We start from the raw sequence: 16,579 nt of genomic DNA, 5'->3' as shown, positions 1-16,579 counted from the left end.
CTTTTTCGTTATCTGCGTTAAGCGGGTTTCTTCGCCTCGATCATAATGGTGTCGCTGGTAAAGGATCCATCCTCCTGCAGCGCGAAATACCGTTGTACCTCCGCCGACGCGCTTTGTTGATAGGCACGAATAGCCTGCACGAAAACATCAGGCGTACGCATACGCGCAATCCAGCTGCTGAACTCCAGCACCAGCCTATCAGTACAGACCTCTTGTGTAATAAGCCCCGCCTGATTAAACATCGACAACCATTCACCGCTTGCGTAATTACGAACATGCGAGGTATCGCGCAACGCCTCAACTGTCTGCAGCCAGATATCCAGTACCGGGTGACCAGGCGAGAGAATATCCATCATGACCATCGTGCCGCCAGGCTTCAGAACACGCTTCGCTTCGCGCAGCGCCTGGCCGACATCGTGCCAGTGGTGCGCTGAATAACGGCTAATGACGATATCTACGCTTTCTGTTGCAAAGGGCAGTGATTCGGCATAACCCTGTTGCGTTGAAAGATGGTTGAAACCGCGTTCGCGGGCTGCCTCTTCGACTACCTTGAGCATGGAAGAAGATAAATCATACGCGACGACGTCACGAACCTGTTCGGCAGCGATAAAGCTCGCATGCCCTGCCCCACAGCCCAGGTCAAGCACGCTTGCCTGGGGAGACGCGGCCAGCCGCTCCCGCAAGCGCTGCAGGTCACGGCCTGAGGCATGTACCTGACTGGTTAAATAGGCCTTCGCCTGTGAGCCGAATTGTTCTTCTACGTGGTCGTGGTGGGAGCGTGTTGCCATTGTCATGTCCTTGCGTTGAGTAAAAGAGAGGGCAGGCACAGGGTCTGCCCAACGGCAGACCTGACACACCCTACTTCTGCTCAGGTTTGCCGGGACTGAATTCGACGAGTAGCGGGTTGTGATCGGAGGCGCGGGTCACCAGTACGGAAGCTTCCTGCACCGCAAGACCGCGATAAAAAACGAAATCGAGCGGGCGACCAAAGGCGCGGCGGCGCTGATCATCGGTAAAGCGCACTTCACGCAGCGACATCTCACGCGCAAAGCGATACAGCGCATTCATTCTCGGACGGCTCCAGGCGTTAAAATCGCCTGCCATAATGACCGGGCCGCTGTGGTGGCCAATCTGGTCGCCGATAGGCCCTAACTGTTTGCTATAGACATCCACACCCAGACTGAAATTCACTGCGTGAATGTTTACCACCATCAGCAGACGGCCATCAGGCAAAGGATAGACCGTCACCAGGGCAGACTTAGAGAGACGCAGGATGGGCTCACGCTCGCGCAGCGGACAGCAGTAGACTGGATGCGCAGCGGAGAGCGTCATCACGCCAGACGGATGCTGTGGCAGCACAAACGCGGGTACCTGATCGGCTGCCAGATAATTGGATGTGGCAAAGCGCACCAGTTCAGGCGTCGTCTGCGCTTCCTGCAACAGCACGAGGTGTGCTTCTTTGCCGAAGTTTTGCAGGACCGAAAGCCAGTCAGCGCGTTGCTGTTTGAAGATATTCCAGACCAGCACTCTGAGCGCACCGTTTCCGGGCAAGGGTTCTCCGGCGGGCAATGCCTTTCCTATACTCGCAAACGATCCTGGTGCCAGTATGCGTTCTGCTGGCTGACCGGCGACATAGCGCATGGCATAAGTATTTTTTCGCACGTTTCGCTGCTAACCCCTGTAGATGTGTTCGCAAGATAAGCGACCTTTATCAGTTATAGGGATTTTAGCTCACAGATGCAATGACCGGGTGAAAGCAGCACGAGGCGCTTAATCTTAGCGCCTCGTGTTATCAGGCCAGTTTAAGGCTGGCTCGTTTATCCATTCTGCCGCTCCAGATAATTAAAATCAGCGCGACAGCAACGATGAAAGCCCCTGTGCACGGTGTCTGTGATAAGCCGAAGGCGAGCACCGTCTGGCCGCCAATAACAGAGCCTAGCGCAATCCCAACATTAAACGCGGCTATATTCAGGCCGGAGGCGACATCTACTGCATTGGGCGTGTACTGCTCAGCCTTCTGAACGACATAAACCTGCAGCCCTGGCACATTACCGAAGGCGAAGATCCCCATGATGAGCACCGTTACCAGCGCGGCATAGTGCATGGTGGCCGTGAACTGGAAAATCAGCAATAGCACTGCCAGCGCAGCGAAAATCAGCGTGAGCGCAGAGACAGCTCCGTACCGGTCAGCCAGTTTACCGCCCCAGATATTCCCAAGCGCGACCGCTATGCCGTAACCCAGCAAGATCCAGCTCACCGCGGCGGGTGAGAACCCCGCCAGCTCTTGCATCATGGGCGCAAGAAACGTAAAGGCAGTAAAAACGCCACCGTAACCGAGTGCGGTAATGGCATATATCAGCAACAGACGCGGGTGTGTTAATACGCTTAACTGATCGCGCAGATCCGCCACTGCCCGGCGTGGGATCTCTTTAGGCACGAGGATCAAGCTACTAACCAGCGCCACCACGCCCAATGCCGAAACTGCAAGGAAAGTCTCACGCCAGCCGAAATGCTGCCCGATAAATGTGCCGAGCGGTACACCTGTAACCAGCGCGACCGTCAGCCCGCCGAACATAATTGCAATCGCTGAAGCGGCCTTTTCTTTCGGAACCAGACTGGTGGCGATAGTCGAACCAACCGAGAAGAAGACGCCATGCGCAAGACCTGTCAGTAGACGCGCCAGTATCAACGTCTCGTAGTCAGGCGCAAGCCATGCCAGTAGATTCCCGATGGTAAAGAGCACCATTAGTCCTGTTAGCAATTGCTTACGGGGCATGGTGCCAGTAAGTGCCGTCAGGACAGGCGCACCAACAGCGACGCCAAGCGCATAAACGGAAACCAGCAGACCAGCGGAAGGCAGTGTCACAGAGAGTTGCTGCGCAATAGTCGGTACCAGACCCACGATAACAAATTCTGTCGTACCTATTGCAAAGGCGCTAATGGTTAATGCAAGTAATGCCAGCGGCATAATTTACTCCATACGGTGTCATTGATGGCGTGCAGTATGGCGCTGTGTTTAAATAACAAAAATATATAAAGTCTCAATATAATTTTGCTTCTGGAGCAATAATGAAAGCGTCTTCTGATGAACTTATTATCTTTGTGGCTGTGGTAGAAAGCGGGAGCTTTAGTCGGGCAGCAGAACGGTTGAATCTGGCGAATTCGGCGGTAAGCCGGGCGGTAAAAAAACTGGAGATGAAACTTGGTGTGAGTCTGCTCAACCGAACCACGCGGCAACTAAGTCTGACAGAAGAAGGCGAGCGTTATTTTCGCCGGGTACAGCAGGTTCTACAGGAAATGGCATCGGCCGAGACAGAACTTATGGAGAGCCGACAAACGCCGCGCGGACTGTTGAGGATTGATGCCGCAACACCGGTTATCCTGCATTTACTGATGCCTGTCATTAAACCTTTTCGTGAACGTTACCCGGAAGTCACGCTTTCTCTTGTCTCCTCTGAAACCTTTATTAATCTTATTGAGCGAAAAGTCGATGTGGCGATCCGCGCAGGTACGTTGACTGACTCCAGCCTGAGAGCGAGACCCCTCTTTACCAGTTACCGAAAAATAGTGGCTGCCCCCGATTACCTTGAGTCGTATGGCATGCCGTCAGCAATTTGCGATCTCAAAAACCATGTCTGTCTGGGTTTTACGGAGCCTCTGTCTCTGAACACCTGGCCTGTTGCCTGTGATGATGGACAACTTCTGGAAATAACCCCTGGCATGACCTCAAATAGTGGAGAGACGCTTAAGCAGTTATGTTTGACCGGCAATGGTATTGCCTGTCTGTCAGACTATATGATTGATAAAGAAGTGGAACGGGGAGAGTTGATAGAGTTGTTAGCGGAACACCGATTACCGGTAGAGATGCCTTTCAGCGCGGTATATTACAGCGATCGCGCGGTCAGTACGCGTATCAGGGCTTTTATCGATTTTCTCAGTGAGCAGATAAAAAAATAGTCCTTCAGGAGCTATGCATTAATATTTGTCAGGGCATTGCCTTCAGGATTGACCAAACATTCATGACGTTCAACCCGGCAATAGCTTGCATAGCATAGGTAGCCAGTTGCAGATCAATGCGCCTGAATTGTTTCTGGTTCTGTCGCTTCAGCGAAGAAAGAATGACCGCAGAGCCAGGCGACATCGCCCATCTTAGAATGACCTGTGCGGGAGTGGGCTGATGCTTGTGCGTTATCGGCCCTGTGACCTCATCTTTTATCGTCTTCCCATAAGCAGCGTCATGTAAGATGTTATATGAATGACCTGCGCCTATTCTATGAGCTTAGGGTTATGCTGGCATGGAAATATTTCATTCTGTTTGGTCGCGATGTGCTCCCCCAATCGTATTGATTGCCTGCTGCATACGTTCAATGGTGAAGTTAAGCGTGCAATACCGCCTCCCTGAATAGCCAGTCCGCTCGCCGCTTCATTACGGTAGATCTGTGCAGTATTGAGAGCGCGGTAATCTCATTCGAGCGCATCCTATAAGGGGGTAATGAGGACCCGCCTTGCATATTTAAGCGAAAACAGCAACAACTTCATGATTTTTGGCTTGATAAGCGATAATAAAGACAGGGACTAAAGACAGGGACGAAAAAAAACCCTGAGTGTTAACTCAGGGTTTCTTAATAAGTGGCGGAACGGACGGGACTCGAACCCGCGACCCCCTGCGTGACAGGCAGGTATTCTAACCGACTGAACTACCGCTCCACCGAATTTCTTCACACCACCGGATTATTGTTCCGGCTTACTGCTTAATTTGATGCCTGGCAGTTCCCTACTCTCGCATGGGGAGACCCCACACTACCATCGGCGCTACGGCGTTTCACTTCTGAGTTCGGCATGGGGTCAGGTGGGACCACCGCGCTACAGCCGCCAGGCAAATTCTGTTTCCCGCCGCCTTCCGGCCACAGGATTTTATCCGTCACAAGCTGAATTGTCTCTCAACACGCCAGACTTCTTTGGCGTTGTAAGGTTAAGCCTCACGGTTCATTAGTACCGGTTAGCTCAACGCATCGCTGCGCTTACACACCCGGCCTATCAACGTCGTCGTCTTCAACGTTCCTTCAGGAGACTTATAGTCTCAGGGAGAACTCATCTCGGGGCAAGTTTCGTGCTTAGATGCTTTCAGCACTTATCTCTTCCGCATTTAGCTACCGGGCAGTGCCATTGGCATGACAACCCGAACACCAGTGATGCGTCCACTCCGGTCCTCTCGTACTGGGAGCAGCCCCCCTCAATTCTCCAGCGCCCACGGCAGATAGGGACCGAACTGTCTCACGACGTTCTAAACCCAGCTCGCGTACCACTTTAAATGGCGAACAGCCATACCCTTGGGACCTACTTCAGCCCCAGGATGTGATGAGCCGACATCGAGGTGCCAAACACCGCCGTCGATATGAACTCTTGGGCGGTATCAGCCTGTTATCCCCGGAGTACCTTTTATCCGTTGAGCGATGGCCCTTCCATACAGAACCACCGGATCACTATGACCTGCTTTCGCACCTGCTCGAGCCGTCACTCTCGCAGTCAAGCCAGCTTATGCCATTGCACTAACCTCCTGATGTCCGACCAGGATTAGCTGACCTTCGTGCTCCTCCGTTACACTTTGGGAGGAGACCGCCCCAGTCAAACTACCCACCAGACACTGTCCCCACGCCGGATCACGGCGCCAGGTTAGAACATCAAACATTAAAGGGTGGTATTTCAAGGTTGGCTCCACGCAGACTGGCGTCCACGCTTCAAAGCCTCCCACCTATCCTACACATCAAGGCTCAATGTTCAGTGTCAAGCTGTAGTAAAGGTTCACGGGGTCTTTCCGTCTTGCCGCGGGTACACTGCATCTTCACAGCGAGTTCAATTTCACTGAGTCTCGGGTGGAGACAGCCTGGCCATCATTACGCCATTCGTGCAGGTCGGAACTTACCCGACAAGGAATTTCGCTACCTTAGGACCGTTATAGTTACGGCCGCCGTTTACCGGGGCTTCGATCAGGAGCTTCTCTTGCGATAACCCCATCAATTAACCTTCCGGCACCGGGCAGGCGTCACACCGTATACGTCCACTTTCGTGTTTGCACAGTGCTGTGTTTTTAATAAACAGTTGCAGCCAGCTGGTATCTTCGACTGACTTCAGCTCCACCCGCAGGGGCTTCACCTACATGTCAGCGTGCCTTCTCCCGAAGTTACGGCACCATTTTGCCTAGTTCCTTCACCCGAGTTCTCTCAAGCGCCTTGGTATTCTCTACCTGACCACCTGTGTCGGTTTGGGGTACGATTTCGTGTTACCTGATGCTTAGAGGCTTTTCCTGGAAGCAGGGCATTTGTTACTTCAGCACCGTAGTGCCTCGTCATCACGCCTCAGTGTTAAAGTGAACCGGATTTACCTGGAACACACACCTACACGCTTAAACCGGGACAACCGTCGCCCGGCCAACATAGCCTTCTCCGTCCCCCCTTCGCAGTAACACCAAGTACAGGAATATTAACCTGTTTCCCATCGACTACGCCTTTCGGCCTCGCCTTAGGGGTCGACTCACCCTGCCCCGATTAACGTTGGACAGGAACCCTTGGTCTTCCGGCGAGCGGGCTTTTCACCCGCTTTATCGTTACTTATGTCAGCATTCGCACTTCTGATACCTCCAGCATGCCTCACAGCACACCTTCGCAGGCTTACAGAACGCTCCCCTACCCAACAACACATAAGTGTCGCTGCCGCAGCTTCGGTGCATGGTTTAGCCCCGTTACATCTTCCGCGCAGGCCGACTCGACCAGTGAGCTATTACGCTTTCTTTAAATGATGGCTGCTTCTAAGCCAACATCCTGGCTGTCTGGGCCTTCCCACATCGTTTCCCACTTAACCATGACTTTGGGACCTTAGCTGGCGGTCTGGGTTGTTTCCCTCTTCACGACGGACGTTAGCACCCGCCGTGTGTCTCCCGTGATAACATTCTTCGGTATTCGCAGTTTGCATCGGGTTGGTAAGCCGGGATGGCCCCCTAGCCGAAACAGTGCTCTACCCCCGAAGATGAGTTCACGAGGCGCTACCTAAATAGCTTTCGGGGAGAACCAGCTATCTCCCGGTTTGATTGGCCTTTCACCCCCAGCCACAGGTCATCCGCTAATTTTTCAACATTAGTCGGTTCGGTCCTCCAGTTAGTGTTACCCAACCTTCAACCTGCCCATGGCTAGATCACCGGGTTTCGGGTCTATACCCTGCAACTTAACGCCCAATTAAGACTCGGTTTCCCTTCGGCTCCCCTATACGGTTAACCTTGCTACAGAATATAAGTCGCTGACCCATTATACAAAAGGTACGCAGTCACCCTCTTACGAAGGCTCCCACTGCTTGTACGTACACGGTTTCAGGTTCTGTTTCACTCCCCTCGCCGGGGTTCTTTTCGCCTTTCCCTCACGGTACTGGTTCACTATCGGTCAGTCAGGAGTATTTAGCCTTGGAGGATGGTCCCCCCATCTTCAGACAGGATATCACGTGTCCCGCCCTACTCATCGAGCTCACAACCTGTGTGCCTTCGTGTACGGGGCTGTCACCCTGTATCGCCGGCCTTTCCAGACCATTCCACTGACACACAAACTGATTCAGGCTCTGGGCTGTTCCCCGTTCGCTCGCCGCTACTGGGGGAATCTCGGTTGATTTCTTTTCCTCGGGGTACTTAGATGTTTCAGTTCCCCCGGTTCGCCTCACAGCACTATGTATTCATGCTGAGATAGTGCAACGAATTGCACTGGGTTTCCCCATTCGGACATCGCCGGCTATAACGGTTCATATCACCTTACCGGCGCTTTTCGCAGATTAGCACGTCCTTCATCGCCTCTGACTGCCAGGGCATCCACCGTGTACGCTTGTTCGCTTAACCTCACAACCCGAAGAAGTCTTCGTGCTGCGAGTTTGAGAGACTCTGACACACCGCGCATTCCTGATTACGGAAGAATGCAACAGCGTGTCTGTTTCAATTTTCAGCTTGTTCCGGATTGTTAAAGAGCAAATACTTCGCAGTATACTCAGTGAGTACACTCTGAAGTGATGGTGGAGCTATGCGGGATCGAACCGCAGACCTCCTGCGTGCAAAGCAGGCGCTCTCCCAGCTGAGCTATAGCCCCATCGTAGTTAAACCTCAGCAACTCCGTGGGGAGTTGGTAGGCCTGAGTGGACTTGAACCACCGACCTCACCCTTATCAGGGGTGCGCTCTAACCACCTGAGCTACAAGCCTGTAGAGGTTTTGCTTCTTTACTTTCTATCAGACAATCTGTGTGAGCACTACGAGGTTGTATCTTTCAGGTAAGGAGGTGATCCAACCGCAGGTTCCCCTACGGTTACCTTGTTACGACTTCACCCCAGTCATGAATCACAAAGTGGTAAGCGCCCTCCCGAAGGTTAAGCTACCTACTTCTTTTGCAACCCACTCCCATGGTGTGACGGGCGGTGTGTACAAGGCCCGGGAACGTATTCACCGTGGCATTCTGATCCACGATTACTAGCGATTCCGACTTCATGGAGTCGAGTTGCAGACTCCAATCCGGACTACGACGCACTTTATGAGGTCCGCTTGCTCTCGCGAGGTCGCTTCTCTTTGTATGCGCCATTGTAGCACGTGTGTAGCCCTGGTCGTAAGGGCCATGATGACTTGACGTCATCCCCACCTTCCTCCGGTTTATCACCGGCAGTCTCCTTTGAGTTCCCGGCCGAACCGCTGGCAACAAAGGATAAGGGTTGCGCTCGTTGCGGGACTTAACCCAACATTTCACAACACGAGCTGACGACAGCCATGCAGCACCTGTCTCAGAGTTCCCGAAGGCACTCCCGCATCTCTGCAGGATTCTCTGGATGTCAAGACCAGGTAAGGTTCTTCGCGTTGCATCGAATTAAACCACATGCTCCACCGCTTGTGCGGGCCCCCGTCAATTCATTTGAGTTTTAACCTTGCGGCCGTACTCCCCAGGCGGTCGACTTAACGCGTTAGCTCCGGAAGCCACGCCTCAAGGGCACAACCTCCAAGTCGACATCGTTTACGGCGTGGACTACCAGGGTATCTAATCCTGTTTGCTCCCCACGCTTTCGCACCTGAGCGTCAGTCTTCGTCCAGGGGGCCGCCTTCGCCACCGGTATTCCTCCAGATCTCTACGCATTTCACCGCTACACCTGGAATTCTACCCCCCTCTACGAGACTCAAGCTTGCCAGTTTCAAATGCAGTTCCCAGGTTGAGCCCGGGGATTTCACATCTGACTTAACAAACCGCCTGCGTGCGCTTTACGCCCAGTAATTCCGATTAACGCTTGCACCCTCCGTATTACCGCGGCTGCTGGCACGGAGTTAGCCGGTGCTTCTTCTGCGAGTAACGTCAATGAATGAGCGTATTAAGCTCACTCCCTTCCTCCTCGCTGAAAGTACTTTACAACCCGAAGGCCTTCTTCATACACGCGGCATGGCTGCATCAGGCTTGCGCCCATTGTGCAATATTCCCCACTGCTGCCTCCCGTAGGAGTCTGGACCGTGTCTCAGTTCCAGTGTGGCTGGTCATCCTCTCAGACCAGCTAGGGATCGTCGCCTAGGTGAGCCTTTACCCCACCTACTAGCTAATCCCATCTGGGCACATCTGATGGCATGAGGCCCGAAGGTCCCCCACTTTGGTCTTGCGACGTTATGCGGTATTAGCTACCGTTTCCAGTAGTTATCCCCCTCCATCAGGCAGTTTCCCAGACATTACTCACCCGTCCGCCGCTCGTCACCCGAGAGCAAGCTCTCTGTGCTACCGCTCGACTTGCATGTGTTAGGCCTGCCGCCAGCGTTCAATCTGAGCCATGATCAAACTCTTCAATTAAAGTTTGATGCTCAAAGAATTAAACTGTTAGTTCGTAATGAATTAACTGTTGTTCACTTGAGACTTGATATTCATTTATCGTCCGAAGACGTTAAGATATCAGTGCCCCGAGTGCCCACACAGATTGTCTGATAAATTGTTAAAGAGCGGTGCGACGCGGCTTACAGCCTGCTGTCGCGAGGTGGCGTATATTACGCTTTCCTCCTGCAGAGTCAACCCTTAATTTCAGGTTTTTCTCTTTCCGACTTACCGTCGCTGTGTGATGTTTCGCATCAGCGCCGTGTCGATGGAGGCGCATTATAGGGAGCTCAGAAGTAATGGCAAGCGGAAAACTAAAAAAAAATCACAACCGCTCACCTTTTCATCATCACGCTCATTTTTAGCGCTTTTTGATAGCTTCCGGTAGCAAAGCCAGGCTATTTAACACCCAATCCGCCGCTGCTTCTGCTTGCGCCGTCACAGGTTTGCCGGTGCGAACCAGTACTTTTGTGCCCACACCCGCCGCAGCGCCAGCCTGCATATCTTCTAATTTGTCGCCCACCATATAGGAAGCCTCCATATCGATGTGCAGAAAATCGCGTGCGGAAATCAGCATACCCGGTTGCGGCTTACGACAATCGCAGTTCTGACGAAACTCTTCAACGGCGCCCTCAGGATGATGTGGACAATAATAGATGCCATCCAGATCAACGCCGCGGTCAGCCAGCGACCAGTCCATCCACTCCGTCAGTTGCTCGAACTGCGCTTCGGTGAATTTACCGCGCGCAATGCCGGACTGATTAGTCACCAGCACCAGCGCGAACCCCATCGCTTTCAGTTCGCGCATCGCATCAATAACGCCCTCGATAAACTCGAAGCGGTCAACCTCAGAGACATAACCGTGATCGATATTAATTGTGCCGTCGCGGTCGAGAAAAATTGCCGGTACAGATTTAGCCACCTGAAAAACTCCTGCCTTAAATAATGCTAACTAGTATCGCATGATTCCTGGACGGAGAAAGCGCTCATTGCAGACAGTCAGATTGATTTAGACGTCTGGATGCCTTACCATCCATTCCGTTTACGGTCACCGTCCGTATATGGCAGAACAAAATGCCACGGCTAACTCGCATAAGATAATAAATAACCAGATGATCAAACTGTCGAATATCACCAAAGTGTTCCAGCAGGGAAATCGCACCATTCAGGCGTTGAATAATGTCAGCCTGCATGTTCCGGCCGGACAGATTTATGGCGTGATTGGCGCCTCCGGTGCCGGTAAAAGTACGCTTATCCGCTGCGTCAACTTGCTTGAGCGTCCAACGCAGGGCAGCGTGCAGGTCGGCGGCCAGGAGCTGACCGCGCTTTCTGAATCCGAACTAACCAAAGCCCGTCGCCAGATAGGCATGATTTTCCAGCATTTTAATCTGCTGGCATCGCGTACTGTTTTTGGCAACATCGCGCTTCCGCTGGAGCTGGACAATACGCCGCGCGAAGAAATCAAACGCCGCGTTAACGAGCTGCTGGAGCTGGTTGGCCTGAGCGAAAAACAAGACGCCTACCCGGCAAACCTTTCTGGCGGTCAGAAGCAGCGCGTGGCTATTGCCCGAGCGCTGGCGAGCAATCCTAAAGTATTGCTGTGCGACGAAGCCACCAGTGCTCTGGATCCGGCGACCACGCGCTCCATACTGGAACTCTTAAAAGATATTAATCGTCGTCTCGGTCTGACCATTCTTCTTATTACGCATGAGATGGATGTCGTTAAGCGTATCTGTGACTGCGTGGCGGTCATCAGTAACGGCGAACTCATCGAACAGGACAGCGTCAGCGAAGTGTTCTCGCATCCAAAGACGCCGCTGGCTCAGCAGTTTATTCAGTCCACACTGCATCTCGATATCCCGGAAGATTATGCCCAGCGTCTTAATCAACAGTCTGCTGACAATCGCGTACCGCTGCTGCGCCTTGAATTCACCGGCCAGTCGGTCGACGCCCCGCTCCTTTCCGAAACCGCACGTCGCTACAATGTGAACAACAACATTATCAGCGCGCAGATGGATTACGCCGGTGGCGTGAAATTCGGCATTATGCTGACGGAAATGCACGGCACACAGGAAGAAACACAAGCGGCCATCGCTTACCTGCAACAACATCATGTAAAAGTAGAGGTTCTGGGTTATGTCTGAAGCAATGATGTGGTTACTGGTGCGCGGCATCTGGGAAACGCTGGCGATGACCTTTGTTTCCGGCTTCTTCGGGTTTGTGATTGGCCTGCCAGTTGGCGTACTGCTGTATGTCACGCGTCCCGGTCAGATCATCGAAAACGCGAAGCTCTATCGCATTCTCTCTGCGCTGGTCAATATCTTCCGCTCCATTCCTTTCATTATTTTATTGGTCTGGATGATCCCCTTTACCCGCACCATCGTTGGCACGTCCATCGGCCTGCAGGCCGCCATTGTGCCACTGACCGTCGGCGCCGCACCGTTTATCGCTCGCATGGTCGAAAACGCCCTGCTGGAGATCCCCTCCGGTCTTATCGAAGCCTCACGCGCGATGGGCGCCACGCCGATGCAAATCGTCCGCAAGGTTCTGCTGCCGGAAGCACTGCCGGGCCTGGTTAATGCCGCCACCATCACGCTGATTACGCTTGTAGGCTACTCCGCCATGGGCGGCGCGGTCGGCGCCGGCGGTCTTGGACAGATTGGCTACCAGTACGGTTATATCGGCTATAACGCGACCGTGATGAATACCGTATTAGTATTACTCGTGGTCCTGGTGTATTTAATTCAATTCTCAGGCGATCGTATCGTCCGGGCTGTCACTCACAAGTAACGTTACACACAACATCAATATACTTTTCAGTTAAGGAATGGTTATGTCTTTCAAGTTTAAAACCTTTGCGGCGGTAGGCGCCCTGCTCGGCACGCTCGCCCTGGCAGGTTGCGGTCAGGAAGAAAAAGATCCGAACCATATTAAAGTCGGCGTCATTGTGGGTGCGGAACAGCAGGTCGCTGAAGTCGCCAAGAAAGTTGCGAAAGAGAAATATGGTCTCGATGTCGAACTGGTAACCTTTAACGACTACGTGCTGCCGAACGAAGCGCTGAGCAAAGGCGACATCGACGCTAACGCTTTCCAGCACAAACCGTACCTGGATCAGCAGATCAAAGACCGCGGCTACAAACTGGTTTCTGTTGGCAACACCTTCGTTTACCCGATTGCTGGCTACTCCCGCAAAATCAAATCGCTGGACGATCTGCAGCCGGGCGCGCAAGTTGCCGTTCCGAACGATCCGACTAACCTTGGGCGTTCCCTGCTGCTGCTGCAGAAAGTAGGCCTGATCAAACTGAAAGACGACATCGGTCTGCTGCCGACCGTACTGGATATCACCGAGAACCCGAAAAACCTGAAGATTGTTGAGCTGGAAGCGCCGCAGCTGCCGCGCTCCCTGGACGACGATCAAATAGCGCTCGCGGTCATCAACACCACGTACGCCAGTCAGATCAACCTGACGCCGGCAAAAGACGGTATCTTTGTTGAAGATAAAGACTCGCCGTATGTGAATATGATCGTGACCCGTGAAGATAATAAAGACGCCGAAAACGTGAAGAAATTTGTTCAGGCGTATCAGTCTGACGAAGTGAATGAAGCCGCCAATAAAGTCTTTAACGGCGGCGCCGTCAAAGGCTGGTAAGCGCGTTTAGTTACTCTCGCGAATAATTTCAGGACGGGCTTAAGCCCGTCTTGTTATTTCTGCAAGCTCCTGATTCAATAAGCCACGTTTTTATCACCGACGAGGAATTATTATGCGTGCTTTACCGATCTGTCTTCTGGCATTCATCCTGAGCGGCTGTTCCGTGCTAAGCAGATCCCCTGTAGAACCTGCTCAAAGCACCGCGTCGCCGCAAAAATCCGAGCCCGTCCGCCAGAAAACGGTTCGCCCTGCCCCGGTGAGAATCTATACCAATGCTGAAGACTTGGTGGGCAAACCCTTCCGCGATCTCGGTGAAGTGACCGGCGACTCTTGCCAGGCCTCAAACCAGGATTCCCCGCCGAATATCCCGACTGCCCGCAAACGCCTGCAGATTAACGCCTCTAAAATGAAAGCGAACGCCGTTCTGCTGCACAGCTGTGAAGTGACCAGCGGCACGCCGGGTTGTTATCGCCAGGCCGTCTGCGTAGGTTCCGCGCTTAGCGTTCCAACCAAATGACCGCATTTGCGTTTGAGCAAATCGGCGTCATTCGCTCGCCTTATAAAGAAAAATTCGCCGTGCCGCGCCAGCCCGGGCTTGTCAACAGCGCGCGCGGCGAGCTTCATCTGCTGCCCCCCTATAATCAGCCTGACGCGGTACGCGGTTTAGAAGGGTTTAGCCATATCTGGGTGCTGTTTATCTTTCATCAAACGATAGAAGGCGGCTGGCGACCAACCGTACGGCCTCCGCGCCTCGGGGGTAACACCCGCATGGGCGTCTTCGCGACACGATCCACATTTCGTCCCAATCCCGTCGGCATGTCGCTGCTGGAGCTGCAGGGCATCCGCACTGAAAAAGACCGTGTGATCCTGACGCTCGGCGGCCTGGATTTGGTAGACGGCACGCCCGTTGTCGATATCAAGCCTTACCTCCCGTTCGCCGAAGCGCTGCCTGATGCGCGCGCAGGCTACGCTCAGCAGGCGCCCGACACCGCCGTACCGGTGTATTTTACCGAGGCGGTTGCGCGCGATTTACCGCGTCTTGAGAAACACTACCCACAGCTTGAGCAGTTTATCTGCGAAGTACTCTCACAGGACCCGCGTCCGGCATACCGTAAAGAAGAGGAAACCGGAAAGCATTACGCCGTCTGGCTGCATGATTTCAATGTCCGTTGGCACGTTACGCCGCAGGGCTTTGAGGTCTACGCGCTGGAGCCGCGTTAATTTCTGTAGCCTCTCTTTTGGCTGCCCTTTCTCGCTGGTACACTAAACCACTTTTTTGTGTCAGGCTTTACAGTGCCTGAATTCACACGTTCAAACGGAACCGTAACAACATGCGTACTAGCCAATATCTGCTCTCCACCCTTAAGGAGACACCTGCCGACGCGGAGGTTATCAGCCACCAGCTGATGCTGCGCGCCGGGATGATCCGCAAGCTCGCCTCCGGGTTATACACCTGGCTGCCGACCGGCCTGCGCGTCCTGAAAAAAGTCGAAAACATCGTGCGTGAAGAGATGAATAACGCCGGTGCTATCGAGGTGTCGATGCCGGTTGTTCAGCCAGCTGAACTGTGGCAAGAGAGCGGCCGCTGGGAGCAATACGGTCCGGAGCTGCTGCGCTTTGTCGATCGCGGCGATCGCGCCTTTGTTCTCGGCCCGACGCACGAAGAAGTCATCACTGATCTGATCCGCAACGAGCTGAGCTCTTATAAACAACTGCCGCTTAACTTCTATCAGATCCAGACCAAGTTCCGCGACGAAGTGCGCCCGCGCTTTGGTGTGATGCGCTCCCGCGAGTTCCTGATGAAAGACGCCTACTCTTTCCATACGACACAGGAATCGCTGCAACAGACGTACGAAGCAATGTATGACGCCTACAGCAAAATCTTCACCCGTATGGGTCTGGATTTCCGTCCGGTGCAGGCTGATACCGGTTCGATTGGCGGCAGTGCGTCCCATGAATTCCAGGTACTGGCGCAGAGCGGTGAAGATGACATCGTCTTCTCTGACACGTCTGACTTCGCGGCAAACATTGAACTGGCCGAAGCCGTAGCCCCGACCACACCACGCGCCGCCGCAACGCAAGAGATGACGCTGGTTGATACGCCGAACGCGAAAACCATCGCTGAGCTGGTTGAGCAGTTCAACCTGCCGATTGAGAAAACCGTGAAAACGCTGCTGGTGAAAGCGGCGGAAGGCAGCGCCTCGCCGCTGGTCGCATTGCTGGTACGTGGCGACCACGAACTGAACGAAGTGAAAGCCGAGAAACTGGCGCAGGTAGCGAGCCCGCTGACGTTTGCGACCGAAGCGGAAATCCGCGCCGCCGTTAATGCAGGTCCTGGCTCTCTCGGTCCGGTGAACATGCCGGTGCCGGTGGTTATTGACCGCACCGTGGCTGCGATGAGCGACTTCGCCGCAGGCGCGAACCTCGACGGCAAACACTACTTTGGCATCAACTGGGATCGCGATGTCGCGACGCCGATGGTGGCGGATATTCGTAATGTGGTGGCAGGCGATCCGAGCCCGGATGGTCAGGGCACGCTGCTTATCAAGCGCGGCATCGAAGTGGGCCACATTTTCCAGCTGGGCACCAAATACTCCGACGCGCTGAAAGCCTCCGTTCAGGGCGAAGATGGCCGCAATCAGGTACTGACGATGGGCTGCTATGGCATCGGCGTGACGCGCGTCGTCGCCGCCGCGATTGAACAGAACCACGACGAGCGCGGTATCGTCTGGCCAGACGCCATTGCCCCGTTCCAGGTTGCTATTTTGCCGATGAACATGCACAAATCCTTCCGTGTGCAGGAACTGGCGGAGAAACTTTACGCCGAACTGCGCGCTAAAGGCATCGACGTGCTGATGGATGATCGTAAAGAGCGCCCGGGCGTGATGTTCGCTGACATGGAACTCATCGGTATTCCTCACACCGTGGTGATTGGCGATCGCAACCTCGACAACGACGAGATTGAATACAAATACCGTCGTGACGGCGAGAAGAAGATGATCAAAACCGGTGACATCCTGGATTACCTGATAGCGAACGTAAAACGCTAAGCGTTATACGGCTTCCATAAAAAAG

At 53.7% G+C, this 16,579-nt stretch carries 11 protein-coding genes, 3 tRNA genes and 3 rRNA genes; 7 read left to right on the top strand and 10 right to left on the bottom strand.

Annotated features, from left to right (window positions below):
• Positions 1–17 precede the first annotated feature (17 nt).
• The 3 genes from AFK62_RS04225 to AFK62_RS04215 form a co-directional block, all read right to left on the bottom strand.
• Entirely contained in the window at positions 18–788 is a 771-nt protein-coding gene (locus AFK62_RS04225; protein WP_007666568.1) for a class I SAM-dependent methyltransferase, read from the bottom strand.
• A 70-nt stretch (positions 789–858) separates the two neighbouring features.
• Positions 859–1,662: an endonuclease/exonuclease/phosphatase family protein gene (locus AFK62_RS04220; RefSeq protein ID WP_032984072.1), complete on the bottom strand. Its 804-nt coding sequence runs from the start codon at positions 1,660–1,662 to the stop codon at positions 859–861.
• Between the two features lie 130 nt (positions 1,663–1,792).
• Positions 1,793–2,968, bottom strand: a complete 1,176-nt coding sequence (locus AFK62_RS04215; protein ID WP_053531732.1) for an MFS transporter — start codon at positions 2,966–2,968, stop codon at positions 1,793–1,795.
• Positions 2,969–3,069: 101 nt separating this feature from the next.
• Between AFK62_RS04215 and yafC the strand changes: the two genes are divergently transcribed.
• Complete coding sequence (yafC, locus tag AFK62_RS04210; protein WP_053531731.1) at positions 3,070–3,957, top strand: DNA-binding transcriptional regulator YafC; 888 nt, start codon at positions 3,070–3,072, stop codon at positions 3,955–3,957.
• Positions 3,958–4,630: 673 nt separating this feature from the next.
• Here the strand turns inward: yafC and AFK62_RS04205 are convergent.
• The 7 genes from AFK62_RS04205 to gmhB all read right to left on the bottom strand — a co-directional run bounded on the left by AFK62_RS04205 (position 4,631) and on the right by gmhB (position 10,777).
• Positions 4,631–4,707: transfer RNA gene (locus tag AFK62_RS04205), tRNA-Asp, on the bottom strand.
• 54 nt (positions 4,708–4,761) lie between these two features.
• Positions 4,762–4,877, bottom strand: a 5S ribosomal RNA gene (rrf, locus tag AFK62_RS04200).
• Positions 4,878–4,968: 91 nt separating this feature from the next.
• Positions 4,969–7,873 (bottom strand): 23S ribosomal RNA (locus AFK62_RS04195).
• Between the two features lie 168 nt (positions 7,874–8,041).
• Positions 8,042–8,117: transfer RNA gene (locus tag AFK62_RS04190), tRNA-Ala, on the bottom strand.
• Between the two features lie 34 nt (positions 8,118–8,151).
• Positions 8,152–8,228: transfer RNA gene (locus AFK62_RS04185), tRNA-Ile, on the bottom strand.
• A 69-nt stretch (positions 8,229–8,297) separates the two neighbouring features.
• Positions 8,298–9,837, bottom strand: a 16S ribosomal RNA gene (locus AFK62_RS04180).
• The 16S, 23S and 5S rRNA genes sit together here with 3 tRNA genes alongside, the layout of an rRNA operon.
• Before the next feature lie 379 nt (positions 9,838–10,216).
• Positions 10,217–10,777, bottom strand: coding sequence for a D-glycero-beta-D-manno-heptose 1,7-bisphosphate 7-phosphatase (gmhB, locus tag AFK62_RS04175; protein WP_007674146.1), 561 nt, complete (start codon positions 10,775–10,777; stop codon positions 10,217–10,219).
• A 190-nt stretch (positions 10,778–10,967) separates the two neighbouring features.
• On the opposite strand from gmhB, the gene metN reads away from it, so the two are divergent.
• The 6 genes from metN (at position 10,968) to proS (ending at position 16,554) form a co-directional block, all read left to right on the top strand.
• Complete coding sequence (gene metN / locus AFK62_RS04170; RefSeq protein ID WP_032984480.1) at positions 10,968–11,999, top strand: methionine ABC transporter ATP-binding protein MetN; 1,032 nt, start codon at positions 10,968–10,970, stop codon at positions 11,997–11,999.
• Complete coding sequence (locus AFK62_RS04165) at positions 11,992–12,645, top strand: methionine ABC transporter permease MetI (RefSeq protein ID WP_012815377.1); 654 nt, start codon at positions 11,992–11,994, stop codon at positions 12,643–12,645. The genes metN and AFK62_RS04165 overlap by 8 nt, the downstream gene beginning before the upstream one ends.
• A 43-nt stretch (positions 12,646–12,688) precedes the next feature.
• Positions 12,689–13,504, top strand: a complete 816-nt coding sequence (locus AFK62_RS04160; RefSeq protein ID WP_007674157.1) for a MetQ/NlpA family lipoprotein — start codon at positions 12,689–12,691, stop codon at positions 13,502–13,504.
• A gap of 112 nt (positions 13,505–13,616) precedes the next feature.
• Positions 13,617–14,021 carry an Rcs stress response system protein RcsF gene (gene rcsF, locus AFK62_RS04155; RefSeq protein WP_053531730.1) on the top strand — a complete coding sequence of 135 codons (405 nt, stop codon included), beginning with the start codon at positions 13,617–13,619 and terminating at the stop codon, positions 14,019–14,021.
• Entirely contained in the window at positions 14,018–14,725 is a 708-nt protein-coding gene (tsaA, locus tag AFK62_RS04150) for a tRNA (N6-threonylcarbamoyladenosine(37)-N6)-methyltransferase TrmO (protein WP_007666626.1), read from the top strand. Before rcsF ends, tsaA begins: the two co-directional genes overlap by 4 nt.
• Before the next feature lie 110 nt (positions 14,726–14,835).
• A complete protein-coding gene (gene proS / locus AFK62_RS04145; RefSeq protein WP_007666627.1) occupies positions 14,836–16,554 on the top strand; it encodes a proline--tRNA ligase in 1,719 nt (572 codons plus the stop codon).
• Positions 16,555–16,579: the final 25 nt, after the last annotated feature.

This window comes from Cronobacter condimenti 1330, from assembly GCF_001277255.1.
Taxonomy (GTDB): Bacteria; Pseudomonadota; Gammaproteobacteria; order Enterobacterales; family Enterobacteriaceae; genus Cronobacter; species Cronobacter condimenti.
This window is presented reverse-complemented; position numbering and strand designations above follow the sequence as displayed.

Bases quoted from the DNA above. Each gene is read 5' to 3' on its own strand.
- AFK62_RS04225 (WP_007666568.1), bottom strand. From the start codon at position 788: ATGGCAACACGCTCCCACCACGACCACGTAGAAGAACAATTCGGCTCA.
- AFK62_RS04165 (WP_012815377.1), top strand. From the start codon at position 11,992: ATGTCTGAAGCAATGATGTGGTTACTGGTGCGCGGCATCTGGGAAACG.
- tsaA (WP_007666626.1), top strand. From the start codon at position 14,018: ATGACCGCATTTGCGTTTGAGCAAATCGGCGTCATTCGCTCGCCTTAT.
- proS (WP_007666627.1), top strand. From the start codon at position 14,836: ATGCGTACTAGCCAATATCTGCTCTCCACCCTTAAGGAGACACCTGCC.
- metN (WP_032984480.1), top strand. From the start codon at position 10,968: ATGATCAAACTGTCGAATATCACCAAAGTGTTCCAGCAGGGAAATCGC.
- rcsF (WP_053531730.1), top strand. From the start codon at position 13,617: ATGCGTGCTTTACCGATCTGTCTTCTGGCATTCATCCTGAGCGGCTGT.
- AFK62_RS04215 (WP_053531732.1), bottom strand. From the start codon at position 2,968: ATGCCGCTGGCATTACTTGCATTAACCATTAGCGCCTTTGCAATAGGT.
- AFK62_RS04160 (WP_007674157.1), top strand. From the start codon at position 12,689: ATGTCTTTCAAGTTTAAAACCTTTGCGGCGGTAGGCGCCCTGCTCGGC.
- yafC (WP_053531731.1), top strand. From the start codon at position 3,070: ATGAAAGCGTCTTCTGATGAACTTATTATCTTTGTGGCTGTGGTAGAA.